The 24,656-nt window shown below is 66.0% G+C and carries 22 protein-coding genes and 1 tRNA gene; 13 read left to right on the forward strand and 10 right to left on the reverse strand.

Annotation, left to right across the window (positions count from 1 at the left end):
- Window positions 1-20 precede the first annotated feature (20 nt).
- The 7 genes from ada to cysS all read right to left on the reverse strand — a co-directional run bounded on the left by ada (window position 21) and on the right by cysS (window position 7,370).
- Window positions 21-1,100 carry a bifunctional DNA-binding transcriptional regulator/O6-methylguanine-DNA methyltransferase Ada gene (gene ada, locus K2Y03_RS07490; protein WP_294089668.1) on the reverse strand — a complete coding sequence of 360 codons (1,080 nt, stop codon included), beginning with the start codon at window positions 1,098-1,100 and terminating at the stop codon, window positions 21-23.
- Window positions 1,101-1,232: 132 nt separating this feature from the next.
- Window positions 1,233-1,307 (reverse strand) — tRNA-Glu (locus K2Y03_RS07495).
- Between the two features lie 42 nt (window positions 1,308-1,349).
- Window positions 1,350-2,549, reverse strand: a complete 1,200-nt coding sequence (locus tag K2Y03_RS07500; RefSeq protein ID WP_294089669.1) for a nucleotidyltransferase family protein — start codon at window positions 2,547-2,549, stop codon at window positions 1,350-1,352.
- A 37-nt stretch (window positions 2,550-2,586) separates the two neighbouring features.
- Window positions 2,587-3,960, reverse strand: a complete 1,374-nt coding sequence (locus K2Y03_RS07505) for a class II 3-deoxy-7-phosphoheptulonate synthase (protein WP_294089670.1) — start codon at window positions 3,958-3,960, stop codon at window positions 2,587-2,589.
- A 79-nt stretch (window positions 3,961-4,039) separates the two neighbouring features.
- Window positions 4,040-4,975 (reverse strand): D-2-hydroxyacid dehydrogenase, encoded by a 936-nt coding sequence (locus K2Y03_RS07510; RefSeq protein WP_294089672.1) that lies wholly within the window; start codon window positions 4,973-4,975, stop codon window positions 4,040-4,042.
- The gene (locus tag K2Y03_RS07515; RefSeq protein WP_294089673.1) at window positions 4,972-5,907 is read right to left on the reverse strand and encodes a phytanoyl-CoA dioxygenase family protein; all 936 of its coding nucleotides are present in this window, start codon (window positions 5,905-5,907) and stop codon (window positions 4,972-4,974) included. Before K2Y03_RS07515 ends, K2Y03_RS07510 begins: the two co-directional genes overlap by 4 nt.
- Window positions 5,908-5,972: 65 nt before the next feature.
- Window positions 5,973-7,370: a cysteine--tRNA ligase gene (cysS, locus tag K2Y03_RS07520; RefSeq protein ID WP_294089675.1), complete on the reverse strand. Its 1,398-nt coding sequence runs from the start codon at window positions 7,368-7,370 to the stop codon at window positions 5,973-5,975.
- Between the two features lie 156 nt (window positions 7,371-7,526).
- On the opposite strand from cysS, the gene rpsU reads away from it, so the two are divergent.
- From rpsU to K2Y03_RS07545, 5 genes are all read left to right on the forward strand, one after another.
- Entirely contained in the window at window positions 7,527-7,733 is a 207-nt protein-coding gene (gene rpsU / locus K2Y03_RS07525) for a 30S ribosomal protein S21 (protein ID WP_294089676.1), read from the forward strand.
- Between the two features lie 81 nt (window positions 7,734-7,814).
- Complete coding sequence (locus tag K2Y03_RS07530) at window positions 7,815-8,360, forward strand: FKBP-type peptidyl-prolyl cis-trans isomerase (protein ID WP_294089677.1); 546 nt, start codon at window positions 7,815-7,817, stop codon at window positions 8,358-8,360.
- 122 nt (window positions 8,361-8,482) lie between these two features.
- Window positions 8,483-9,895, forward strand: a complete 1,413-nt coding sequence (locus K2Y03_RS07535) for a cytochrome ubiquinol oxidase subunit I (RefSeq protein ID WP_294089695.1) — start codon at window positions 8,483-8,485, stop codon at window positions 9,893-9,895.
- Complete coding sequence (gene cydB / locus K2Y03_RS07540; RefSeq protein ID WP_294089678.1) at window positions 9,892-10,893, forward strand: cytochrome d ubiquinol oxidase subunit II; 1,002 nt, start codon at window positions 9,892-9,894, stop codon at window positions 10,891-10,893. Before K2Y03_RS07535 ends, cydB begins: the two co-directional genes overlap by 4 nt.
- 4 nt (window positions 10,894-10,897) lie before the next feature.
- Entirely contained in the window at window positions 10,898-11,029 is a 132-nt protein-coding gene (locus K2Y03_RS07545; protein ID WP_294089679.1) for a DUF2474 domain-containing protein, read from the forward strand.
- 22 nt (window positions 11,030-11,051) lie between these two features.
- On the opposite strand, the gene K2Y03_RS07550 is transcribed toward K2Y03_RS07545, so the two are convergent.
- Together K2Y03_RS07550 and K2Y03_RS07555 are read right to left on the reverse strand one after the other, a co-directional pair.
- The gene (locus K2Y03_RS07550; RefSeq protein ID WP_294089680.1) at window positions 11,052-12,998 is read right to left on the reverse strand and encodes a nucleoside-diphosphate sugar epimerase/dehydratase; all 1,947 of its coding nucleotides are present in this window, start codon (window positions 12,996-12,998) and stop codon (window positions 11,052-11,054) included.
- Between the two features lie 175 nt (window positions 12,999-13,173).
- On the reverse strand, window positions 13,174-13,752 hold the full coding sequence (locus K2Y03_RS07555) for a sugar transferase (protein WP_294089681.1): 579 nt from the start codon (window positions 13,750-13,752) through the stop codon (window positions 13,174-13,176).
- Window positions 13,753-13,923: 171 nt separating this feature from the next.
- On the opposite strand from K2Y03_RS07555, the gene K2Y03_RS07560 reads away from it, so the two are divergent.
- The 7 genes from K2Y03_RS07560 (at window position 13,924) to asnB (ending at window position 22,783) form a co-directional block, all read left to right on the forward strand.
- Entirely contained in the window at window positions 13,924-14,805 is an 882-nt protein-coding gene (locus K2Y03_RS07560; RefSeq protein WP_294089682.1) for an NAD-dependent epimerase/dehydratase family protein, read from the forward strand.
- Window positions 14,805-16,049: a glycosyltransferase family 4 protein gene (locus tag K2Y03_RS07565; RefSeq protein ID WP_294089683.1), complete on the forward strand. Its 1,245-nt coding sequence runs from the start codon at window positions 14,805-14,807 to the stop codon at window positions 16,047-16,049. Before K2Y03_RS07560 ends, K2Y03_RS07565 begins: the two co-directional genes overlap by 1 nt.
- A gap of 3 nt (window positions 16,050-16,052) precedes the next feature.
- Entirely contained in the window at window positions 16,053-17,450 is a 1,398-nt protein-coding gene (locus K2Y03_RS07570; RefSeq protein WP_294089684.1) for a hypothetical protein, read from the forward strand.
- A 146-nt stretch (window positions 17,451-17,596) separates the two neighbouring features.
- A complete protein-coding gene (gene gmd, locus K2Y03_RS07575) occupies window positions 17,597-18,670 on the forward strand; it encodes a GDP-mannose 4,6-dehydratase (protein ID WP_294089685.1) in 1,074 nt (357 codons plus the stop codon).
- Window positions 18,663-19,637 carry a GDP-L-fucose synthase gene (locus tag K2Y03_RS07580; protein ID WP_294089686.1) on the forward strand — a complete coding sequence of 325 codons (975 nt, stop codon included), beginning with the start codon at window positions 18,663-18,665 and terminating at the stop codon, window positions 19,635-19,637. The genes gmd and K2Y03_RS07580 overlap by 8 nt, the downstream gene beginning before the upstream one ends.
- Window positions 19,621-20,943, forward strand: a complete 1,323-nt coding sequence (locus K2Y03_RS07585; protein WP_294089688.1) for an oligosaccharide flippase family protein — start codon at window positions 19,621-19,623, stop codon at window positions 20,941-20,943. Before K2Y03_RS07580 ends, K2Y03_RS07585 begins: the two co-directional genes overlap by 17 nt.
- A 1-nt stretch (window position 20,944) precedes the next feature.
- The gene (gene asnB / locus K2Y03_RS07590) at window positions 20,945-22,783 is read left to right on the forward strand and encodes an asparagine synthase (glutamine-hydrolyzing) (RefSeq protein ID WP_294089690.1); all 1,839 of its coding nucleotides are present in this window, start codon (window positions 20,945-20,947) and stop codon (window positions 22,781-22,783) included.
- Here asnB and K2Y03_RS07595 read toward each other — a convergent pair.
- Window positions 22,739-24,286 carry a hypothetical protein gene (locus K2Y03_RS07595; RefSeq protein WP_294089691.1) on the reverse strand — a complete coding sequence of 516 codons (1,548 nt, stop codon included), beginning with the start codon at window positions 24,284-24,286 and terminating at the stop codon, window positions 22,739-22,741. The two genes, asnB and K2Y03_RS07595, sit on opposite strands and share 45 nt — an antisense overlap.
- A gap of 53 nt (window positions 24,287-24,339) precedes the next feature.
- On the opposite strand from K2Y03_RS07595, the gene K2Y03_RS07600 reads away from it, so the two are divergent.
- A partial coding sequence (locus K2Y03_RS07600; protein WP_294089693.1) for an NAD(P)-binding domain-containing protein occupies window positions 24,340-24,656 on the forward strand: 317 nt, incomplete at its 3' end.

Consider the following 24,656-nt stretch of genomic DNA (forward strand, 5'->3'; position numbering starts at 1 on the left):
CGCGGACATGCCGGGCGCGGTCATGCCGCCGCCTGGGCACGTTCCGCCGCCAGCAGCGCGCGCTTGCGCTCCACCCCCCAGCGATAGCCGCCCAGCCCGCCGTCGGCGCGCAGCGCCCGGTGACAGGGGATCAGCACCGCCAGCCGGTTCGCCGCGCAGGCGCTGGCCGCCGCGCGCACCGCCTTGGGCGCGCCGATGCCGTCGGCAAGCTCCGAATAGCTGACGACATCGCCCGGCTTCACCTGCATCAGGAAGCGCCACACGCGGATCTGGAAGGCGGTGCCGCGCAGGTCGAGCGGCAGCTCGGGTCGGGGCGCGCCCGCCGCCAGATGATCGGCAAGGGCTGCCATCCACGCATCGAGCGGCGCGGCGGCCGCCGGCCCGGCCGGCTCCAGCGTTGCCCGGGGAAACTCGCCGGCCAGCTCGGCCAGCAGCGCTGCCTCGCTCGCCCCGAACGCGACGAAGCACACGCCGCGCGCGGTCGCCGCCATCATCAGCGGCCCCAGCACCGTGTCGCGCACGGCATGGCTGATCGTCTCGCCCGCGCCGCCCGCGCGATAGGCCGACGGCGTCATTCCCAGCCCGCCATCGACGCGCTCATAGACGCGGCTGGTCGAGCCATAGCCGGCATCGAACACCGCCCCCAGCACGCTGTCGCCGCCGCGCAGCCGCTGCTTGAAATCGCGCAGCCGGGCGGCGGCCTGATAATCACGCGGGCTGACGCCGATCACTGCTTTGAAGGTGCGCTGGAAGTGCCAGGGGCTCATGCCGGCTTCTTCACCCAGCCGGTCAAGCGGCAGCGGCTCGGCGGCGTGGGCGGCGATGTAATCGGCCATCGCCGCCATCAGCGACGCCTGCGGATCGCGCCCCTCGATCGCCAGCGGATGGCAGCGCCGGCACGCGCGAAACCCCGCCGCTTCGGCCGCCGCCGTGCTCTCAAAGAAGATCACATTGGCGCGCTTGGGCGTGCGTGCCGGGCAGGAGGGGCGACAGAACACGCCTGTCGTGCGCGCCGCATAGAAGAACTGGCCGTCGGCGGCCTTTGCGCGCGCGACCAGCTGTGCCCAGCGGGAGTCCTCTGTCGCCTGATCGGGGGTCATCATGCTGCTCCATCCGGTTCGGGCGGCCGGCACGGCGCCGGCCCGCTCTCGCTGCCCGGCATAGGGGGCAGGGGCACCGCCCGGCGCGCCGATTCTTGCGGGCCAATCCGGCCGGGGGCAGGCCATGCCCGGTGGTGACCCCTACGGGAATCGAACCCGTGTTTCAGCCGTGAGAGGGCCGCGTCCTGACCGCTAGACGAAGGGGCCGTCAAGCAGGAGCGCGGGACATAGGCATGGGGGGTGGCCGCGTCAACCGCGCGGCGCGGCAGCGCGGGCGCGGGCGGCGCGCAGGGTGTTCCACGCCTTCTCCCCCGTCCAGGTCGCGGCGCGGATCGGCACATAGAGCGGGTGGAGCATGGCCGGCAGCGGCAGCCGCGCCGCCAGCCGCCAGTCGCGCCAGCGCCGGGTAAGCTGCCAGTGGCGGTAGCGCCAGCTGCCATGCGCGCTCAGCTGCCGCCAGCTTTCCCTCAGGCTGCCAAAACCGGTGGCGACCGTGTCGGGTGCGGCGATCGCCCGTTCCGCCCGGCGCACCAGCCGCGCGATCTGCCGGTCTGGCGTCAGCAGCGCCGGCGGCACGGGTTCGTTGAACAGCCGGTGGCACAGTATCAGCGCCACGCGCGCCGCCTGCCCCGCGCCGCGCGCGTCGGCGCCCGCCACCAGCGCCGCGATTCCCGCGGCATCGGTCGCCGCCAGCATCGCCTGAATGTCAGCCAGCCATTTCAGCCGGAACCAGTGGTGCAGCGTGCCGTGCGTCACCAGATAGGCGAACAGGTCGGCCCCCGCCAGCGTGCGCAGCGTCGCGCCCGCCAGCGCCACCGCGCCCGTTGCATCGGCCAGCGACATCGGCGCCATCGCGTGCGGATTGGTGACCAGCCGGTGGTGAAGCTCCACAATCACCCGCCCGTCGCGGCGGGCGAGCATCACGTCCTTCTCCCCCTCTCGCCAATAATCGAACACGCGCTCGCTGGCGGAAAGGGGCGGGCCGCTCAGCTGCTGATAATCGCCCGCCATCAGCCGGGCGAGCGCGGCGCGGAAATCTGCAGGCGCGACCAGCAGGTCCAGGTCGTGCACCTCGCGCAGTGCCGGCATGCCGTAAAGCTGCATCGACAGCGCCGGCCCCTTGGCGACGACCACCGCGAGGCCCTGTGCCGCCATCTCATCGCCGAGCCGGGCGGCCTCTGCGGCGACGGCCAGCGCCGTGCGGGTGGCGCGCGCACCCTCTGCCAGCAATGCGGGCGGCGGGGCGACGTCGGCCGCCGTCACGCCATCGAGCACCAGCGGCGCCACGCGGTGGCGGCGGACCAGCGCGAGCACCGTGCCCCAGCCATCGCCCAGCCCGGCCGCTGCCTCGGCAATCGCTGCCCGCCGGGCATCGTCGCGCGGCCAGCACAGGCAGGCCAGCACCAGCCGCTCAGCGGGTGTTGCACCAAAGGGGGCGGGGGCGAACATGGCGCGAGCATATCGCCCCGCGCGCGCCTGTCACGCGTTACGCAGCGTCGCGGCGGCGCTCGGCCATTTCCTCGTTCAGCATTTCGGCGAGCAGGAAAGCCAGCTCCAGGCTCTGGCTGGCGTTGAGGCGCGGGTCGCAATGCGTGTGATAGCGGTCAGCCAGCGACTGTTCGGTCACGTCCACCGCGCCGCCGGTGCATTCGGTCACATTCTGGCCGGTCATCTCGGTGTGGATGCCGCCGGCGATGCTGCCTTCTGCGCGGTGCACCGCAAAGAAGCCGCGCACCTCGGCCAGAATCCGGTCGAACGGGCGCGTCTTGTAGCCATTGGCCGCCTTCACCGTGTTGCCGTGCATCGGGTCACAGCTCCAAACCACCGGATGCCCCTCGCGCCGCACCGCCCGGATCAGGCGGGGCAGGCCGGCCTCCACCTTGTCCTGCCCGAAGCGGGTGATCAGCGTCATCCGCCCGGGCACCCGGCCGGGGTTCAGCGTGTCGAGCAGGCGCAGCAGCGCGTCCGGCTCCAGGCTTGGCCCGCACTTCATGCCGATGGGGTTGCCGATGCCGCGCATGAACTCGACATGGGCGGAACCGGCAAAGCGCGTGCGGTCGCCGATCCACAGGAAATGCGCGCTGGTGTCATACCAGCCGCCGGTCAGCGAATCGCGGCGCGTGAGCGCCTGCTCGTAATTCAGCAGCAGCGCTTCATGGCTGGTGTAGAAATCGGTGGTCGCCAGCTGCGGCACCGTTTGCGGGTTGAGGCCGCAGGCCGCCATGAACGACAGCGTTTCGCCGATCCGGTCGGCCATCGCGGCATATTTTTCGGCCCAGGGGGTGCGGCCCATGAAATCATGCATCCAGCCATGGACGCGGTCGAGGCTGGCATAGCCGCCGCCGGCAAAGGCGCGCAGCAGGTTGAGCGTTGCGGTCGACTGGTGATAGGCGGCCAGCATCCGCTGCGGATCGGGCACGCGGCCGTCCGCGCTGAACGCCATGTCGTTGACGATGTCGCCGCGATAGGCGGGCAGCGCGACCCCGTCCTTGTCCTCCAGCTCGGCCGAGCGGGGCTTGGCGAACTGGCCGGCCATGCGCCCCACCTTCACTACCGGCAATTTGGAGGCGAAGGTGAGGACCACCGACATCTGCAGGATGACGCGGAAGGTGTCGCGGATATTGTCCGGGTGGAATTCGGCAAAGCTTTCGGCGCAGTCGCCGCCCTGCAGCAGAAACGCCTTGCCCTCTGCCACGCGGGCCAGATCGGCGGTCAGGTTGCGCGCCTCGCCGGCGAAAACCAGCGGCGGATAGCGCGACAGCGTGGCGCACGCCGCCGCCAGTGCCGCCTGATCGGGATAGGCGGGAAGCTGGCGGACCTCGTGCCGGGTCCAGCTGTCAGGGGCCCAATTGGCGGCCATCGTCATTCCATCACAAAGCGTTGTCGGCCCAGATGGGCGATTATGCCCGCGCTTGCAATGGTGGGCGTGCCGAGCGGGCCTAATAGCCGGCGTCGAGATCGACGATGTTGGTCATCGGTTGCCCGGCGAGAAACGCCTCCAGATTGCTGAGGAACAGGGCAGTCGCCCGCTGGAACATCCTGGTCTGGCTGCGGCCGGACAGGTGCATCGAATGGATGCTGTTGGGCGCGCGCCACAGCGGGTGGTCGGCCGGCAGCGGCTCGGGCGTCACCACGTCCAGAAACGCGCCGGCGATGCGGCGCTTGCCGAGCGCTTCGATCAGCGCGTCCTGGTCCACCATGTCGCCGCGCGCGATGTTGATCAGCCAGGCAGAGGGCTTCATCGCGGCAAATTCGGCCGCGCCCAGCAGCGCCTTGGTCTGGGCGGTGGAGGGGGCGGCCAGGATCACCCAGTCAAACGCGCCCAGCCGCGCCTGCCACTGGTCCGGCCTCAGCGTGCCGTCGCGGCCCGAACGGGTGACGCCGGTCACCGCCACGCCAAAGGCGCGAAGCCGCTCGGCGATCAGCGTGCCGATCGCCCCCATGCCCACGATCAGCGCGCTGGTTTCGTAAAGCTCGGTCTGGCCGGGGGCGGCAATCGTCCATTCCTGCCGGTCGGCCAGCCGCACCACCTCGTCAAAGCGCTTGGCGGCGACGAGCACGCCCATCACCGCATATTCAGCCACCGCCAGCGCATTGATGCCGACGCCGTTGGTGAGAATGGTGCCGCGCTCCTTGAGCAGCGCGAGCGGAAACGCGTCGAGCCCGGCATAGATGGTCGACACCCATTTCAGTCGCGCGCCGGCGGCCACCGCTTCCCCGGTCCAGGCCGGGCGCTGCATGTCGACCCAGGCGATGTCGGCATCGGCGACGGCGGCGAGGGCCTCCTCATGCCCCGTGAACCAGGTCACCTCCAGCCCGGCGGGCAAGCGCGGCTCGATCAGCGGGCGCGCGAGCGCCGGCAGCACCGCCTTCATGCCGCCACCGACAGAGCTTCACGATAGGGTGTCATGTCCCAGCCGGGCCAGCGCGCCTGCGTGCGGGTGAGCGTCACCTCGGTCCAGAACGGATCGCCGGGCAGGGGAATGCCGACACAGGCCAGCTGTTCCGGCGTGGCGTTGTAGATCAGCTTTTTCCACGGCCGCATGAAGTGGAACGGCCAGGCGACGCGGCCGACCATGTCGTTGCCGGCCGCCTTGTAACTGGCGGTGATGGTATAGCGGTGCCCGCCGGGCCGCGTCAGGTTGGTGCCGCGATGATAGACGTCGATGCCATAGGCAAAGATCGACCCCGCCGGCGCCGCGCCCGATCGTTCGCGTTCTTTCAGCGCCTGCTGCACGGTGTCGCCTTCCGCCGTGCCGGGCAGCGCCGCGCGCGCCGGATCGACCACGGCGTCGGCATCGGGGTTGGTGACATAGTGGATCGCGCCCAGATCGTCGGTCACGTCGGTGACATAGATCATGCAGTTGATCGTGCGCTCCTCGCGCGCGTCGCTCGGCACGGTCAGCGTGTGGTTGCCGAAATCGCAGTGGAAGGGCTGGTCATAATCCGCCTCTCCCGTGAATTTCGCCCAGGCATCGCATTGGTAGAGATGCACCTGCTCCACCCCCAGAGCCGCCTTGGCAAAGGCGATCAGCCGGGGGTGCAGCCCGATCAGGTTGATCGCGGGAGAGGCAGCAAAGGGCAGCTGTTCCTGGTTCAGGAACTGTGCCGTGTCGAACGCGCCGATGCCGCCTGCGGGCTTGCGGTTCAGCGCTTCGCCGGCCTTGGCCGCGCCGCCGAACAGCGCGTCGCAATCGGCGCGCACGGCCGCGATGGTGTCGGCATCGAAGAAGCGGTCGAGCACCACCGCGCCGTCGCGGCGCCAGGCGGCAATGCGCTCATCGGGCGCGGTCTGCGTGGTGGTCATCGGGCCTCTCCTTGCAATTTATCGTGCCCGATCATGCCGGTTGAGCGCCGCCGCGCAAGCCCCGTTCAGACCAGCGGTCGCCAGTCCCACCCCAGCGGATCGCCGTCCATCACCTCCACTCCGGCAGCGATCAGGTCGTCGCGGATGCGGTCCGACGTGGCAAAATCCTTCGCCGCGCGCGCCGCCTTGCGCTCGGCCAGGCGGGCCTCGACGTCCTCCTCGGTCAGCGTGGCGGCGGCGGGGCGCACGCGCAGGTCGGCGCGGGTGAGGGTGGTGAGCTCGAGCCCCAGCGCCTCATCCATCCGCCCGATCGTCCCGCGATGCGGCTTCTTCCCCGACAGCAGGCCATCGAGCAGCGTCAGCGCGACTGGCGTGTTCAGGTCGTTGGAGAGCGCGGCGTCGAACTCGCCAAGCAACGCGTCGTCGGCCGGGCCGTCGTCAACCGCCTTCTGCACGCCGGCGATCATCCGCTTCAGCCGCGTCTGCGCCGCCAGCAGCCCTTCCCAGCTGAATTCCAGCTCGCTGCGATAATGCGCCTGCAGGCACATCAGCCGATAGGAAAGCGGATGAAAGCCGCGGTCGATCAGCGTCTGCAGCCGCAGGAAATCGCCCGAGGACTTGCTCATCTTGCCGGTGCGGTCGATCAGGAAATTGTTGTGCATCCACAGCCGCGCGCCGGTGTCGGCGGTGCCTTCATGCGCCTGGTTCTGCGCGATTTCGCACGGGTGGTGGATTTCGCGGTGGTCGATGCCGCCGGTGTGGATGTCGAACGGAAAGCCGAGCAGCGCGCCCGACATCACCGAACATTCCAGGTGCCAGCCCGGCGCGCCCCGGCCCCAGGGACTGTCCCACTCCATCTGGCGCGTTTCGCCCGGCGGCGTGGTGCGCCAGATCGCGAAGTCGAGCGGGGAACGCTTGCCGGGCACCGGGTCGATCCGGCTTTCGCCGCCATCGGTATGGGCGCGCGCCAGCCGGCCATAATCGGGCACGGTGGCGGTGTCGAAATACAGGCCGCTGTCCAGCCGGTAGCAATGCCTGGCCTCGATCGCCTGGGCAAAGTCGATCATCTGCTGAACATAATCGGTCGCGATCGACCATGTGTGCGGCTGGCGGATGTTCAGCCGCTTGATGTCGCGCCAATATTCCTGCGTGTAATAGCGCGCGATGTCCCAGGCGGACTTGCCGGCGGCGCTCGCTGCCTTTTCCATCTTGTCGTCGCCCGCATCGGCGTCGCTGGTCAGGTGGCCGACATCGGTGATGTTGATGACGTGGCGCAGCTCATAGCCCTTGAAGCGCAGCACGCGGCCCAGCGTGTCGGCAAAGACATAGGCGCGCATGTTGCCGATATGCTGATAATTGTAGACGGTGGGCCCGCAGGTATAGACCCGCGCCTCGCCAGGGTGGATCGGGGTGAAGGGCTCGATCGAACGGGTGAGCGAGTTGTAGAGCATCAGCGCGGTCATGGCCGCAGCGCATAGCCGCGTCGGTGCCACGGGGCAAACCCGGGCTTGCTTCACGCCCTTGCCTTTGCCGCTGCTTGCCGCTATGGGCCGCTCTTCGACGGCGCGAACCGATGTTTGCGACGACCATTTTTCTGTTGATCGGAGACTGAGCGGTTTATGCAAATCATCGTGCGCGATAACAATGTCGAGCAGGCGCTGCGGGCCCTGAAGAAGAAGCTGCAGCGTGAAGGCGTTTATCGCGAGATGAAGCTGCGCCGCCATTACGAAAAGCCCAGCGAAAAGCGTGCGCGCGAGCGTGCCGCCGCCGTCCGCCGCGCCCGCAAGCTGGAGCGCAAGCGGATGGAGCGCGACGGCGCGAAGTAAGCCGGCCAGCTGAGGCTGGCGGCCGGGCGCTCGCCCGGCTAGGCTGTTGTCGGTTCGCTTAACTTCTCTTCCGGGGTCTCCATGTCCATCACCGCCGTGCCGATTCCGCCGACCAAGCGCGGCGTGCTCTATCTGCTGTGGGCCGGCATCGTGCTGGCGGTGCTGGGCGGCGTTGCGCTGGCCAGCATGGGCGCGGCGCGGGTGACGGCCTCTGGCCTGCGTTATCAGGTGATCCGCCCCGGCACCGGCACGCCGCACCCGACCGATGCGGATATCGTGCTGCTGAACTATGAAGGCCGCCTGACCGACGGCACGCTGTTCGACAAGTCGCAACAGCCCACCCCGATGAGCCCCAAGCAGGTGGTGAAGGGCTTTGGCGAGGCGCTGAAGCTGATGTCGAAGGGCGCGAAATACCGCGTCTGGATCAAGCCCGAGCTTGGCTATGGCGACAAGCCCGCCGGCCCCATTCCGCCCAATTCGACGCTGGTGTTCGACATCGAAGTGATCGACTTCCTGCCCGAATCGGTGCTGCGCGAGCGGATGCAGCAGCAGATGCTGATGCAGCAGATGCAGGGCGGCGCGCCGGGGGCACCGGGTGCCCCGGCGCCGGGCGCACCGCCGCGCTGATCCCCGCCTGACAATCCCGGTGCGCTCTGCTAGGGCTGCACCGGGCTCAATCTGGATTGCAGCCTACACACTTGTCCACCGGCGCACGGCACCGCATGCCGCGCACCAACGAGGTGACGTGTATGTTTGGCGATGTCGATGCGCTGCTGCTGGCCCGCATCCAGTTTGGCTTTACGGTCAGCTTCCATTTCATTTTCCCCAGCTTTTCGATCGGGCTGGCCAGCTATCTGGCGGTGCTGGAGGGGCTGTGGCTGCGCACGCGCGACGCCGCCTATCTCGACCTCTATAAATTCTGGCTGAAGATCTTCGCGGTCGCCTTTGCGATGGGTGTCGTCTCCGGCATCGTGATGTCCTATCAGTTCGGCACCAACTGGGCCGTGTTTTCGGACAAGACCGGGCCGGTGCTGGGGCCGTTGATGGCCTATGAAGTGCTGACCGCCTTCTTTCTGGAGGCGGGCTTTCTGGGCGTGATGCTGTTCGGCATGGCCAAGGTGGGGCCAAGGCTGCACTTTGCCGCCACGCTGATGGTGGCGGTCGGCACCTTCATTTCGGCCTTCTGGATCTTGTCGGCCAACAGCTGGATGCACACGCCGCAGGGCTATGCGGTGAACGCCGTCGGCCAGTTCGTGCCGGCGGGGGACTGGCTGGCGATCATCTTCAACCCCAGCTTCCCCTATCGCCTGGTCCACACGGTGACGGGGGCGTATCTGACCACCGCGCTCGCGGTTGGCGCGGTTGGCGCCTGGCATTTGCTGCGCGACCAGCAGGACCGGTTCGCGCGCATCATGTTCTCCATGGCGACGGGCATGATCGCGGTCGTCGCGCCGCTGCAGATTGCCGCCGGCGACACCCAGGGCCTGAACACGCTGGAGCATCAGCCGGCCAAGGTGATGGCGATGGAAGGGCATTTCCACAGCCACCGCGACGGTGCGCCGCTGATCCTGTTCGGCGTGCCCAACCAGCGCGAACAGCGGATGGACCATGCCATCGAGATTCCGAAGCTGTCGTCCCTCATCCTGAAGCATGACGCCAACGCCCCGCTGGCCGGGCTGGATACCGTCGCGCGTGATCGTCAGCCGCCGGTAGCGGTGCTGTTCTGGTCGTTCCGGGTGATGGTGGGCCTGGGCTTTGCGATGCTGGGGCTGGCGCTGTGGGCGCTTTGGGCGCGGCTGCGCGGCACGCTGTTCAGCGCGCGCTGGCTGCACCGGGCGGCGTTGCTGATGGGGCCGTCGGGCTTTGTCGCGGTGATTGCCGGGTGGATCACCACCGAAGTCGGCCGCCAGCCTTATACCGTCTATGGCCTGCTGGAGACCGCCAAGAGCGCGTCGCCGCTCGCCGCGCCTGCGGTCGGCGCGTCGCTGGTCGCGTTCGTCATCGTCTATTTCGCGGTGTTCGGCTTTGGTACGCTCTACATTCTGCGGCTGATGGCGGAAGGCGCGCACAAGCGCGAAGGCGGGCTGGAGGACAGCGGGCCGATCAACCGCGCTGGCATGGCCGCCTCGATCATCGGCCCCGGGCAGGTGCCGGCCGAATGATCAGCGCGGATCTGGCGACGATCTGGGCGGCGATCCTGGCCTTTGCCGTGTTTGCCTATGCCGTGCTCGACGGGTTCGTGCTGGGCGTGGGCATATTGTTCCCGCGCTTTGCCCCCGGCGACACGCGCGACCAGGCGATGAACGCGATCGCACCGGTGTGGGACAGCAACCAGACCTGGCTGATTCTGGGCGGGGGCGGGTTGTTCGCCGCCTTTCCGCTGGCCTATGCGATTCTGATGACGGCGGTCTATCCGCCGATTTGCGCGATGCTGCTCGCGCTCATCTTTCGCGGGGTGGCGTTCAAGTTCCGCTGGCGCAACCCGGCGCACCGGCCGTTCTGGGATTTCGGCTTCTGGGCGGGATCGACGATGGCCGCCTTCTGCCAGGGCGTGATTCTGGGCGCGCTGCTGCAGGGGGTGACGGTGGTCGACCGCGCCTATGGCGGCGGCTGGCTGGACTGGCTGACGCCGTTTTCGTTGCTCACCGGGTTTAGCGTGGTCGCCGGCGACGCGCTGCTCGGCAGCTGTTGGCTGATCGCGAAGACCGAAGGGGAGGCGGAGCGGATCGCCTATCGGCTCGCGCGCTGGACCGGGGCGCTGACGGTGCTGGCGATCGTCGCGGTCAGCGCGGCGACGCCGTTTCTGGCGCACAGCTATGTCACGCGCTGGTTCACCTTTCCCGGCGTGCTCATCACTGCGCAGGTGCCGCTGCTGATCACCATCGTCGCCGTGATCTTCTGGCGCGCGCTGATGCGCCGGCGGCGGCTGGCGCCCCTGTTCCTGGCGGTCGGGTTGTTCGCGCTCAGCTTTGTGGGGCTGGGGATCAGCATGTTCCCCTATGTCATCCCGCGCAGCGTGACGATCTGGGATGCCGCCGCGCCGGCGGCCAGCCAGGCCTTCATGCTGGTGGGCGCGGGGCTGATGTTGCCGGTGATCCTGGCCTATACCGCCTGGTCCTATTGGGTGTTCTGGGGCAAGGTGGGCAAGGGCTATTACTGACGCGATGCCGCCCCCGCCGCCCCCGGGCGCGCCATCGCTGTGGCGCCGGCTGGCCTGGATGGCGGCGATCTGGGCGGCGAGCGTGCTGACGCTGGGCGCGGTCGCGGCGCTGCTGCGGTGGTGGCTGCGCGGTTGAGGGCGGCGCGGTTGAGGCGCCGCTATTCGGCGGCGACTTCCTCGCCCGCCTCACGCTGCTGCTTCGAAATCCAGTCGACCAGCGCCGAACTCGGCCGGTATTCGGGCACCGCTGCGCGCAACAGCTGCTGCGCGGCGTGCGCATCGCCTTCGGCAATCGCGGCGTTCAGCACGTCGAGCTTGGCCATCAGCTGCGGCATCGGCAGGAAGCGTTCGCGCGCGCGCATGATGCGCGGGTGCGACGTGGCGATCGGGTCGTCGCCGATCAGCAGTTCCTCATACAGCTTCTCGCCGGGGCGCAGGCCGACCACCTCGATCGCGATGTCGCCATCGGGATTGTCCGCGTCGCGCACCGACAGGCCCGACAGCTCGATGATGTTGCGGGCGAGATCGATGATCCTCGCCGGCTCGCCCATGTCGAGCACGAACACGTCGCCGCCGGTCGCCATGGCGCCGGCGTGCAGCACCAGCTGGGCTGCTTCGGGAATCGTCATGAAATAGCGGGTGATGTCTGCATGGGTGATCGTCACCGGGCCGCCGGCGGCAACCTGGCGGCGGAACAGCGGCACCACCGATCCGCTCGACCCCAACACATTGCCGAAGCGCACCATGGCATAGACGGTCTGCCCGCCCTGGTCGTTCATCGCCTGCAGCACCATTTCGGACAGCCGCTTGCTGGCGCCCATGATGTTGGTCGGCCGCACCGCCTTGTCGGTGCTGATCAGCACGAAGCGGGCAGTGCCATGCTCGCGCGCCAGCCGCGCGCAGACATGGGTGCCGATGGCGTTATTGCGCACGCCCTCGACGATATTGTGCTCGACCAGCGGCACATGCTTGTAGGCGGCGGCGTGGAAGACCAGCTCCGGCTTCCAGCTGGCGAAGATTTCCTCCATCCGCCGCTCGTCGGTGACGGAGGCGAGCAGCGGCACGATATGCTCCGGGCATTCGTCATGCTCGGCGCACTGGGCGACCAGATTCTGGTGGATCGCGTAGAGGTTGTACTCGCACATCTCCACCAGCAGCAGCGTGGCCGGCTGCTGCCGCGCGATCTGGCGGCACAGCTCGCTGCCGATCGACCCGCCCGCGCCGGTGACCAGCACCACCTTGCCGGCAATGGTTTCGGCAAGCAGGTCGAAATCGGGCGGCACGGCGGGGCGGCCCAGCAGATCCTCGATATCCAGCTCGCGCAGATCGCTGACCGACACATTGCCGCGGGCAATGTCGATCACGCCGGGCAACGTGCGCACATGCAGGTTCAGTTCGCGCAGCTCGCGCACGATCTCGGCCCGGCGCGCCCGGGTGGCCGACGGGATGGCCAGCAGAATGTCGGTCACCCCGCGCCGCTCGGTGATCCGCGCCAGGTCGTTCGGCCCGTGCACCACGACATTGTCGATCGTCGCGCGCTGCAGCGTGGGGTCATCGTCGATGAAGCCGACGACGCGCATTTCCTGCGAGGCGCGCAAAGCGCCGGCCAGCTGGCGCCCGGCCGACCCGGCACCATAGATCAGCACCACCGGCACATCGCGCTTGCGCCACTGCGCCAGATAGCGCTCGCCCAGCACCACGCGGGTGAAGGTGCGCGACGAGCCGACGAACAGCAGCAACAACAGCGGCTGGATGAGGCCAACCGTGCGCGGCACCGGCGGCATGCCGACCAGACCATAGAGAATGGCATAGGGAATCGCGTAAAACGCGACGGCGCGCGCAATCGTCATCACCGACGACCAGCCGGCATAGCGGAAAATCGCGCGATAAAGCCCCATCGTCACGAAAATCGGCAGCGCGATGACGATCGAAACCAGCGACGGCGCGATGATGTTGCTGCCGATGACCGACCAGTCGCCCAGCCGCAAATAAAAGGCCAGGACGACGGCCAGCACGCACAGCATCGCATCGACGCCAAGCGCAATGGCCCGCTTTGCGGTGCGCGGTATGCCGAGCAGACGCTCGATCAGCATGTTAGCGGTCATCCCCACGCTCCCTTGGGCACCACCGATTGACTATCACGATTTCGTGACAAGTCGTAATTCCTGTCAAATCGCAGCGCCAACCGCATGAAATCCAAGCGCAGTTTTTTGTTCCCGATGTTGCCGGGACTGGCGCCGCCACCCGCGACTCGCCGCGCGCGAGTCGATTGAGTTTTCGTCATGATTTTCCGCCCGCCTTGGCCGCGGCGTCGCCCGCGCCGGCGCCGGTTGCGGTCTGCACGATCATCCGCAGATCCTGCGCCAGCGTCGCCCGGCCGAAATACTCGGCCTCCACCTCGGCCAGGCGGCGCGGGTCCGACATGTCGATGCCGGCAATCTGCGCCGGCCCGGTGATGCCCGGGGCATGGGCGAACAGGCCGCGCTTGGCGCGTTCCTCGATCAGCTCAAGCTGGCTGGGCAGGCAGGGGCGCGGGCCGACCAGGCTCATCGTGCCGGTGGCGACGTTGATCAGTTGCGGCAGTTCGTCGAGCTTCAGCTTGCGCAGGATGCGGCCGATGCGGGTAACGGTGCGCTCACCTGCCACGTGCGAGGGCAGGTCGCCGGTATTGGCGGCCATCGTGCGCAGCTTGTAGATGCTGAACGCGCGCTGGTGCCGGCCGACGCGGCGTTGAATGAACAGCGGATTGCCGGGGCTTTCCAGCCGGATGATCACCATCAGCACCGCGCAGAGCGGCAGCACGACGGGCATCGACAACAGGGCGACAGCCAGATCGACCACGCGCTTCACTGCCCTCATCCCCTTTTATCTTGTGACGGCCCCGCCTACTCCAATGTTGCAGTGCACACAAGCCGGGAGATGCGGCCCCCCGCGCGCAGCATCGCCTGCAAATGGGACGCGAAGCCGGGTGCCATGTTGCAAGACGGTCGTGCTCTGCTAGAGCCGCCCCCCGGGGACACAGCTTTCGCCATGAACACGCCACACCAACCGGGCGCCGGTGTGCCCATCGTCATCATTGGCGCGACCAGCGGCGCGGGCAGGGCGATTCATGCGCGGCTGGGTGACGGAGGGGTTGTCGGTGTGGCCCGCCAGGGGCGGGCTGACGTGATCGTGGCGGATTATCTCGCCGTCCGCCCGGACATCATTGCCGAGGGCGCCGTCATCGTGAATTGCGTGGGCACGCCAACCGGCGACGCCGCGACGCTGGACGATGTGAACCGCAAGGTTGCCGTCGCCTGGGCGGCCGCAGCGCGCGCGGCCGGCGCGGCGCATTTCATCCAGCTGTCGAGCTTTTCCGTCTATGGCCGCGCGCAGCACGTCAATGCGCAAACGCCCGTGCTGCCGGAAACCGCTTATGGCCGGTCGAAGCTGGATGCCGAGCAGAAGCTTGCCGCACTTCAGACTGCAGATTTTGGCGTATCGCTGCTGCGCATTCCGATTCTGGTCGGAGGCGATCGCAGTGACAAGCTGGCCCAGTTGCTGCGGCTGATCGTGCGGCTGCGCATCGTGCCGCTGGTGCGCCCGCCTGTTGCGCGGGCGATGCTGAGCTATGACGGACTTGCCGCCACGATCTGCCATCTGGTGCAGACGCGGCAGCGCGGGGTGGTGGTGGCTGCGGACCCCGAAATGTTCAGCTATGATCTTGTCGCGCGGCAAGCGCGTGAGGCTGGCCTGCATTTGCTTCACATGCCGTTACCGCGTGTGCTTTCCCTCCCGCTCGGCTGGGTGGCGCCCGCGCTCCACGACCGGCTGTTTGCGTCGATGTCGGTGGACGGCGCGGTCAACATCGCGACGGGCGCCCTGCCGTTCCGCCGGCTGTCCGACATCATTTCCGAAAGGCTGGCTGGTTGATGAAGGTTGATGCGCTGCGACCGCGGCTGTGGGTCGTCTCCGAACTCTATTATCCCGAGCAGACCTCGACCGGCTATTTCCTGACGCGGATCGCAGAAGGTCTGGCGGACAGTTTCGACGTCAGCATCATCTGCGGCCAGCCAAGCTATTCGGAACGCGGCATCAAGGCGCCACGTTTTGAGGAGCGGCACGGCACCCGCATCCACCGCGTGCGTGCAACCCATTTCGACAAGGACCGCCTGCTACTGCGCGCGATCAACATGCTGACGCTGACAATTGCTATCGGCTGGTTTGCGCTCATGCATTTCCGCCGGGGTGATCGGCTGCTGGTCGTCACCAACCCGCCCAGCGTACCGATGGTGACAGGGCTCGCCGCCCGCTGGCGTGGCGTGCGGTCGGCCTTGCTCGTGCATGACGTCTATCCAGAGCTCCTGGCGGCGACCGGGCTGCTCACGCCGCAGTCGCTCGCCTATCGCCTGCTGGCCGGCCTGTTCGGCTGGGCGTATCGGCTGTTTGCCGACATCGTTGTGCTGGGAGAAGACATGGCCGAGATCGTGTCGGCGAAGCTTGGTGCGGCGTCGCGGCCCATCCACATCATTCCCAACTGGGGTGATGCCGATGAAGTGGTGCCAATCGCCCGCGAGGCGAATGCCTTCCGCCGCGAACATGACCTGGACGGGAAGTTCGTGGTTCAGTTTTCGGGCAATATCGGCCGTACCCATGACATCGAGCTGCTGCTGGGCGCGGCGCGGCTGCTGCGCGATGTGCCGGACATATTGTTCCTGTTCGTGGGCTATGGCGGCAAGACCGGCCTGCTCAGTGATGCCGGCAATGCCGAACTTGCCAATGTCCGCTTTCTGCCGCGACAGCCGCGCGAAAAGCTGGGGCAGATGCTAGCGGCCAGCGATGTGACGGTCATATCGTTCATCGACGGGATGTACGGCATCTCCGTGCCCAGCCGAATGTATAATGTGATGTCGGCCGGTGTGCCGATCATCGCGTCGGCCGAGCCGCGTTCGGCGCTTGCCCGCACGGTCGCGGGCCTGGGCGCCGGCTGGGTGCTTGAGGAGCGCAACGCCGAAGGACTCGCCGCGCTGATCCGGTCTCTGGCGACGACAGACGGCCTGGCGCAAACCCGCCAACGTGGCGCCGCCGGCCGGGCTGGTGTAGAAGCGCATTATGTTCTGCCGGTCATTCTCGACCAGTATCGCGCGCTGTTCGCAAACCGCCCAAAACAGCCATAGCCGATGCTGAACCGCCGCGCCTTGTTGGCGCTAGGGCTGGTGCCGCTCGCGGCGCGCGCGACGCCGCGGCCGGTGGTGGGCGTGGAGCAATTTGGCGGGGCGGCCCGCGCAGGACGCGACAACAGCGCGCCCTTGCGGCGTGCACTGGCACGCGCTGTCGCGATCGGCGGCGACGTCGTTCTTGGTTCCGGCAGCTATGCGATTTCTGCCGATGCACTGCGCAGCGAAGGGTCGATCAAGCGGCCCTCGGGCGTTGGGCTGTTCGGCGCGGGGGCGGACAAGACGGCGCTTATCGTCACCGGTGCGACGGCCACCAATCCCTTGTTTGATGCAAGCGGTGCGAGCTATGTCGAGACTAGGGGGCTGCGGCTGGTTGGCAATGCCGTGCGTAACGATGCAGCGCCCTATGCCGGTGGGGTGTTGGTGGCGGCGCTGGCGGCAAATGCGGCGGCGGACATGGCAGGCATTCACCTTGTCGATTGCGTCGTCGAGAATTTCTCGTCGGCCACCTGGTTCCATATCGTCAATCTATCGCCCAGCCGCATCATTCGCGACGTGGGGACGGCGGGGTGCCGCTGGCTGTCGATGCCGGGCACGGCGCCGGGCGTTGCACAACTGACCGTTCCTGGCCATTTTGTGTATGTGAATGGAAGCGACGGGCGCATTGAACAGGTGCGTGTTCAATCCCCCCTAATGGCAGCGGCGGGAGTGAAGGGGGGCGTCGCGCTGGTCGGCGACGTGGCGGGTGCTGAGGTGTCCATTGGCCGGCTGGTCGCTCCTGGCGGCAGTCTGTGGCAGGCCGATGGGGCCAAGGCCGCCGGCATCGGGGCCTATGGCGTTCTGCTGTATCAGCGACCGGGCGCCAAACCACGCGACGTGACAATCGCTGTGGATGAGCTTGCCGAGGTTGCGAGCGTGGGCGTCTATGCGGTAGGCGCTGAGCGCCTGACGATCTGGATTGGCCGGGCCAATGGACAGCGCGACACCCGTGATGAGACGCTTCCCAAGGGCGTGGTTGCGCTCAACGCGTGCCATGATGTCTCAGTACGGATCGACGATGCGCGTGACTGCGCGCGGGTGATCATGGTTGCGCTGGACGGCGGTGTGGATGGTCCGCAAGGCAACACGTCGAACATCGACATCTTGCTGCCCCATATCGAAAGCAGGGCCGGCGCATGCGATGTGGTGATCGCCGCCAATGGCCCGAATGCGGCGGGCGGCTTGCGCTTGCGGGGGCAGCGCACCGGCCCGGCGCAAGCCGGCATCACGCTCCGTGCCGGACCGCAGGCTGGGCTGCGGGACATTGATCTGTCGGGCTTTGTGGGCAGCGGTGCGGCGCGGGTGATCGACGTCGATGGTGCGCTGCTATCGCGATCCAGCGACATCATCCTGCCGCCATAGCGCCAAAGCGTGCCGGCCTGCCGCCGCACCTTGGCAATTGATCGGGCCATGCGCCCGGTCAGCGTTACGCTGTGCCGCAGCAATTCCCGTTTGCGCGGACGCCGGATTTTGTCTAGCGCGGCGGCGCAAAAGAAGGGGATGCGTGCATGAGTAACGACAAGCGGGTCGCGCTGATCACGGGCGTGACCGGCCAGGACGGGGCCTATCTGGCCGAACTGCTTCTGGAAAAGGGGTATGAGGTGCACGGCATCAAGCGCCGTTCGTCCTCGTTCAATACCGGCCGGATCGAACACATCTACCAGGACCCGCATGTCGAGAATGCACGGTTCCGCCTGCATTATGGCGACATGACGGATTCGACCAACCTGATCCGGATCGTCCAGTCGGTGCGGCCGACCGAAATCTATAACCTCGCCGCGCAAAGCCATGTGCAGGTCAGCTTCGAGACGCCCGAATACACCGCCAATGCCGACGCGATCGGCACGCTGCGGCTGCTGGAGGCGATCCGCATCCTGGGCATGGAGAAGGATTGCCGCTTCTATCAGGCATCGACGTCGGAGCTGTACGGGCTGGTGCAGGAAGTTCCCCAGCGCGAAACCACCCCCTTCTATCCGCGTTCGCCCTATGCCGCGGCGAAGCTCTATGCCTATTGGATCGTGGTCAATTACCGCGAGGCCTATGGCATGCATGCCTCGAACGGCATTCTGTTCAACCACGAGAGCCCGATCCGCGGCGAAACCTTCGTCACCCGCAAGATCACGCGCGCGGCAGCGGCGATCAAGCTGGGGCTGCAGGACGCGCTGTTCCTGGGCAATCTGGATGCCAAGCGCGACTGGGGCCATGCGCGCGAATATGTGCGCGGCATGTGGCTGATGCTGCAGCAGGACACGGCCGACGATTATGTGCTGGCAACCGGCGAGACGACGACCGTGCGCCAGTTCGTACAATGGGCGTTCGAGGATGTCGGCATCGCGCTCGACTGGCAGGGCGAGGGCGTTGACGAGCATGGCATCTGCCGCGCGACCGGGCGCACGCTGGTGAAGGTCGATCCGCGCTATTTCCGCCCGACCGAGGTGGACCTGTTGATCGGCGATCCGGCCAAGGCGCACGACAAGCTGGGCTGGCGCCACGAAACGCCGGTGCGCGAGCTGGCACGCGAGATGGTGCTTGCCGACCTCGCGCTGGTCGAGCGCGAACAGCGGAGTGGCATGAGTGGCTGATAGCGGGTTCTTCGCCGGCAAGCGGGTGTGCGTCGCCGGTGCGCGCGGCATGGTGGGTGCGGCGATCGTCCGCGCGCTGGCGGGGACGGGCTGCGACATTCTGCCGCTGGGTCGCGATCAGGCCGACCTGCGCGACCAGCAGGCCGTGCGCGGCTGGTTTGCTGAGCACCGCCCGCAACTGGTGTTCCTGGCCGCTGCCAAGGTGGGCGGCATTGTCGCCAATGACAGCTATCCGGCCGACTTCCTCTACGACAATCTCATGATCGAGGCGAACATCATCGAGGCGTCGCACCGCCACGATGTTGAAAAGCTGCTGTTCCTGGGCTCAAGCTGCATCTATCCCAAGCTCGCCGAGCAGCCGATGCGCGAGGATGCACTGCTGACCGGGCCGCTGGAACCCACCAACCAATGGTATGCGATTGCCAAGATCGCCGGCATCAAGCTGGCCGAGGCCTATCGCGCGCAGCATGGCCGCAACTTCATCTCGGGCATGCCGACCAATCTGTACGGCCCCGGCGATAATTTCGACCTGACGTCCAGCCATGTGCTGCCCGCGCTTGCCCGCAAGATCGTGGAAGCACGCGACACGGGTGCCGCCGAAGTGCCGATCTGGGGCACCGGCACCCCGCTTCGCGAATTCCTGCACGTCGATGACTGTGCCAGCGCCTGCCTGTTCCTGATGGCGCATTATGATGGCGCCGAGCATGTGAATATCGGCTCCGGCGCCGAAATCTCGATTGCCGGGCTTGCGCAAACCATCGCGCGCATTGCGGGCTATCAAGGCCGGTTCGTGTTCGACAGCAGCAAGCCCGACGGCACGCCGCGCAAGCTGATGGATTCCAGCCGGCTGCACGCGCTGGGCTGGCAGCCGACAATCTCGCTCGACACCGGAATCGCGCAGGTGGTCGGCATCATCGAGCAATCGGCGGGGCAGCTTCGCACGCTCGATCTTGCCGCCAGCCATTGACGTGACCGGCGCGGCGCCGGGCCCGGCGCGGCTGCGCGGCATGATCCGCGACGTCGGCACGCTGATGCGCGGCACCCTGGTGGCGCAGGGGCTGGGCCTGTTGCTGCTGCCCATATTGTCGCGCCTCTACACGCCCGCCTCGTTTGGCGCCTTTGGCTTTTATCAGGCGGCCATCCTGCTGCTGACCGTCATTGCCTGCATGCGCTATGATCAGGCGATCCTGACCGCGAAGGACGAGCGCGAGGCGGTTGCGCTGTTCCAGCTGTGCCTGGTGGTGGGGCTGGCGATGGCGGCGCTGCTGCTGGTGCCGATTGCGCTGGTCGATGCAGCGGGGCTGGAACGGGCGCTGAGCGGCGCGCTGTCGCCCTATTGGCTGGTGCCGGGCATGCTGGTGTCGGGCTGGACGCTGGCGGCCAATGCCGCGCTGACCCGGCTGGGTGACTTTAAGGGCGCGGCCGCCAGCAAGATGGCGCAAGCCGGCGCAAACAGCGCCGCCTCGCTTGCGGTGGGGCTGGCGGTGCCCGGCGGCGGGCCGGGGCTGGTGCTGGCCGATCAGCTCAGCAAGCTGGCAGCCACTGCCGTTGCGGTTGCCCGGCTGCCGGGCGGGATCGCACCGCTGTTCCGGGTGGACCCGGCGGCGCTGGTCGAACTGGCGCGCCGCTTTGGCGATTTTCCAAGGCTGTCCGTGTTGGGCGGCCTGCTCAACAATGGCGGCAGCTTCCTGACGCCCGCGCTGGTCTATTGGCTCTATGGCGCCGACACAGCCGGCCAGTTCGCGCTGGTCGATCGTACCATCTCGCTGCCGCTGGCGCTGATCATCGTTACCTTCAGCCAGGCATTCTCATCGCATTATGCAAGGCTGCTGCGCGAGGATGCGCGCGCGGCAAAACCCTATTTCGCGGCGCTGGTGCGCATGGCGGCGCTGGCGGGTCTGGCGCCGATGCTGCTGGGGCTGGTGCTGTCGCCTTATGCGTTTCCGCTCGTGTTCGGCGCGCAGTGGCAGGAAGCGGGCATCTTCGCGCAGCTGCTGGCGGTGATGTATTATTCGGCGCTGGTCGTGGGGCCAGTGAACACCGCGCTGATTGTGGCCGGCCGGCTGCGCTGGCAGTTGGGCTGGGAATTTGTGCGCCTCGTCCTGCTCGTGGCGATGTGGGTGGGGGTGATTGGCCTCGGGTTAGGGCCGCTCTGGGCGCTGGGGGGGTATGCTGCCGTCTCCGTCCTGGTCAACTTTGCCTATATCTGGCTTGCCTGGACTCAGCTAAGGCGCGCGGTCGGGGCAATCGACATGTTTGGGGAGCGACGTTGACATGTGTGGCATAGCCGGAATTTTTTCGCCTGGCGGAAAGCCGGTCAATCCGGAAGATGTGGCGCGCATGAATGCGGCGATTGCCCATCGCGGACCTGATGGCGAGGGGGTTTGGCAATCGGCGGATGGTCGCTGCGTGCTCGGCCATCGCCGCCTTGCCATCATCGACGTGGATGCGCGCGCCAACCAACCGATGCTGAGCGGCGATGGGCGCTACGCCATTGTGTTCAACGGCGAAATCTACAACTTCCTCGAAGTTCGCGCCGATCTGGAGGCGAAGGGGCACATCTTCCGCACCGAAAGCGATACCGAGGTGATCCTGGCCGCCTGGCGCGAATGGGGGGCGGCGATGCAGCCGCGCTTCAACGGCATGTGGGCAATTGCGATCTACGATAATCTGGAAAAGTCGCTCTTCTTGTCGCGCGATCGCTTTGGTGTGAAACCGCTACTCTATTCGCACACCAATGATGTGATTGCGTTTGGTTCGGAAATGCGGGCCTTGCTCGCATTGCCCTGGCTGGATCGGACCTTTGATCAGGAGCTGGCCGCGCGCGCGGTTTTCGATCCGTTCAATATCGAAGGTGGCGAGCACAGCATCCGCCGGTCGATCCGGCGCCTGCCGGCCGGCCACAATATGACGATCAATGCAAAAGGGGTCCGCGTCAGCCGCTGGTGGCGGATGTCCGATCATCTGATTGACCCACCGGCCAGCCTTGCGGAGGCGGCCGACATGTTTCGCGAGCGCTTCTATGAAGCGGTGCGAATTCGCATGCGCAGCGACGTTCCGATTGGCACCTGTTTGAGCGGCGGCTTTGACTCATCGTCAATCGTCGCCACCATGCGCCACATCGCCGAGGATCAGGGGCTCCGCCATGACCGAGAAAACAAGAGCTGGCGGCACGCCTTTGTAGCTACGTTCCCCGGCCTCGATATCGATGAGAGTGAAGCCGCCAAGGTCGCGGCCGCTTATGCCGGTATCGACGCGCCGCACCTGTTCGATTTCTCCAGCGACGATCCCACCGAGCATATCGATGCAGTGCTGGACACGATGGAAGATGTCTTCATCACCTTGCCGACCGCCGTTTGGAAAACCTATCGCGCGGTGCGTGACAACGGCGTCCTGGTAAGCCTTGACGGCCATGGCGCGGACGAAATGATGGGGGGCTATCGGCAAGGAAATCAACGGTTGCGCTTCATGCTCGGCAACCTGATCGGCAGTGCGGTGGGACGTGCGCCGATTGTCGGTCCGATCAACCGCCTGGCAAAAGCCGCCGTCCTTCGTCGCAGTGGGGACTATCATCTGCGCCAGCTTGTGCCGCCCGCCCTGCAACCCACGCCGTTTGATGATGATCCGATGCCCAGCCATTGGGGACTGTTTAGCCGGCGCCTCTACGGCATGTTTCAGATCAATGTTTTGCCGACGCTGCTGCGGAATTTTGACCGGCTGTCGATGGCCCATGGCGTGGAGGTGCGCAGCCCCTATCTTGATTGGCGTGTCGCGCAGCTGGTGCTGTCGCTGCCCGACGAAATGAAGTCTGATCCGCACTTTTCAAAGCTTGTGGCCCGCGAGGCTTTGCGTGACCGGATGCCAGAATCGATCCGCGCGGCAACCCGTAAGGTCGGCTTTGGTTCGCAAATGCCCGATTGGTTGAACGGGAAGCTCGGCGCCTGGGCGGCGCAGATGCTGTCGGCGCCCAATCCTGCATTCGACGATGTCGTTAATCGCGCCACATTGCTCAGGCGCATCGACGCGCTCAACGCGAGCAAGAAATGGAACTGGATTAGCGTCGGCCGACTATGGCCGTACATCCATCTGTATCGCCTGCTGATCGGACGGTGACATATAGCGCTCAGCAAGGTTGGCCGAATGGTCCTCACGGCGGCGCTGATTTCCATAGAGATACAACAGAATAACAAGGATAACGCCGCCGCCCGTGACAAAAGAGCTAAAGGCGGACGTGTTCGAAAGCGTCATGAGGTAGGGGATGCTCATGGCAAAAGTTGCCTGCCTGTCGGCCTTTATGCCGGCCATGTTCAGCAGATGCATTGAGAATGCCGCAACCGCAAAGCTTATCGGAATCCCTGGCAAGCCCAGCGCCGCAATGCCATCCGTTGCGATAAAGTTGCCATTCAACTCAAACGGCGCGGCGCCCTGATCGGGAAACATATAGAGACCAACGACCTGACCAACGGACAGATCTCCATAGGGATAATCAACGATAAACCGCCCAACCAGTGAGTGAGAATAATATGTACGTTCAAATTGAGAGAAAAATGATGCAAATTCCCCTACAATAACTCCGGGCAGCAAAATGGTTCGCATGAATATCAGACTGGATAGGACCCCAGAAATTCCTGTGGCGTCTATATTGCCACTAAAGAAAATCAAATAAATTGAGCTAATTGAGATCAAAAATAGCGGAATCACTAAAGGTCTGAAATTTCCGAATTTATCAAAGCAAGACATGATCCCAAAGATCAAAATTGGAGAAATAAGTTGAGACTTTAGAGCAAAGGCTGAATAAACAATCAAAGTTCCTGCGATCGCTAACAGGATATCAATCCAGCGCCGATCTCTTATGCCGGTAGCCAACAGAAACGCGATAAAAACGTTGGACATAATGGGGACGAGATACGCATCGATGATGCTGGACTGGTCAGCAAAATCAAAGCGCTGATCGTAGACATCTTCAAAACTGGCAAGGCGCAAACTTGTGCCATGTGCCGCCAACATGTAAGCTATACCGCCAATCGTCAGCAATCGAACAGCGCTGCGGATGGTGCGCGGCTCGAATTGCATCGCGGTGATTGATGGAAGCGGTCCCGTTGGCACGCGCAGGCTCGCATTGAACGCGGCGGCGCAAAGTGAAATTGTCACGCTAAGCAAATAGTTGGAAGAAGCATGCTGAAGCCCTTGCAGGATGGGGACGACAATGGCTGGCGACACGACCGCATAATGAAGGACCCATCCGCCAAATTGTACGAAACCCGTTGGCCGGGGGGATAGAAAGGCCGCTGGAACCGCGGCGGCCACAATCGCGATCACAATGTCCGCCGCGCTCGGATTCGCCCAGAGGAAGCCGAAATAATACCAGCGATACGACAGCGAATCATACAGGGCGACTAGGAGCAGGGCATAGACGAAGGCGGCGCCCACGCGGAGCGCGAGGGAGGCATTGGCCAGTATGGCGGTGGGATGCGAGTGATTTTCTAGATGCATTGTGTTCCCCGGGCATGGGGCGTTTTGCCCCTTCCGATGTCGCAGGCTGCAAAGCACATCGGCTTGCCCATGGAAAGGCTTGCCGCAGTGATCGCACTTTGTTCCGGCGCACACCGTTGCCATGGCCAAGGCCAGCCGCTAAGGCCCGCTCGACGTTTTTGGGGGTAGCATAAAGCATGTCGGAATCCAGCATTGCGGCCGCAGTCGCGCGTTTTCGCGCGCGCGAGGCGACGATTGGCATCATCGGGCTTGGCTATGTCGGCCAGCCTCTCGCGCTGTGCTTTGCCGAAGGCGGCGCGCGCGTGCTGGGCTTCGACATCAACCAGCAGGTGGTCGACCTGCTCAATTCCGGCCGGTCGAACATCGAGCATATCAGCGACGAGCGGCTGGCCAATGCCCGGGCCAAGGGCTTTGAGGCGACCACCGATTATGCCCGCGCGGCAGAGGCCGATACGCTCATCATCTGCGTGCCGACCCCGCTCAACCGCAACCG

Origin of the sequence: Sphingomonas sp. (genome assembly GCF_019746015.1) — a bacterium.
Lineage (GTDB): Bacteria > Pseudomonadota > Alphaproteobacteria > Sphingomonadales > Sphingomonadaceae > Sphingomonas.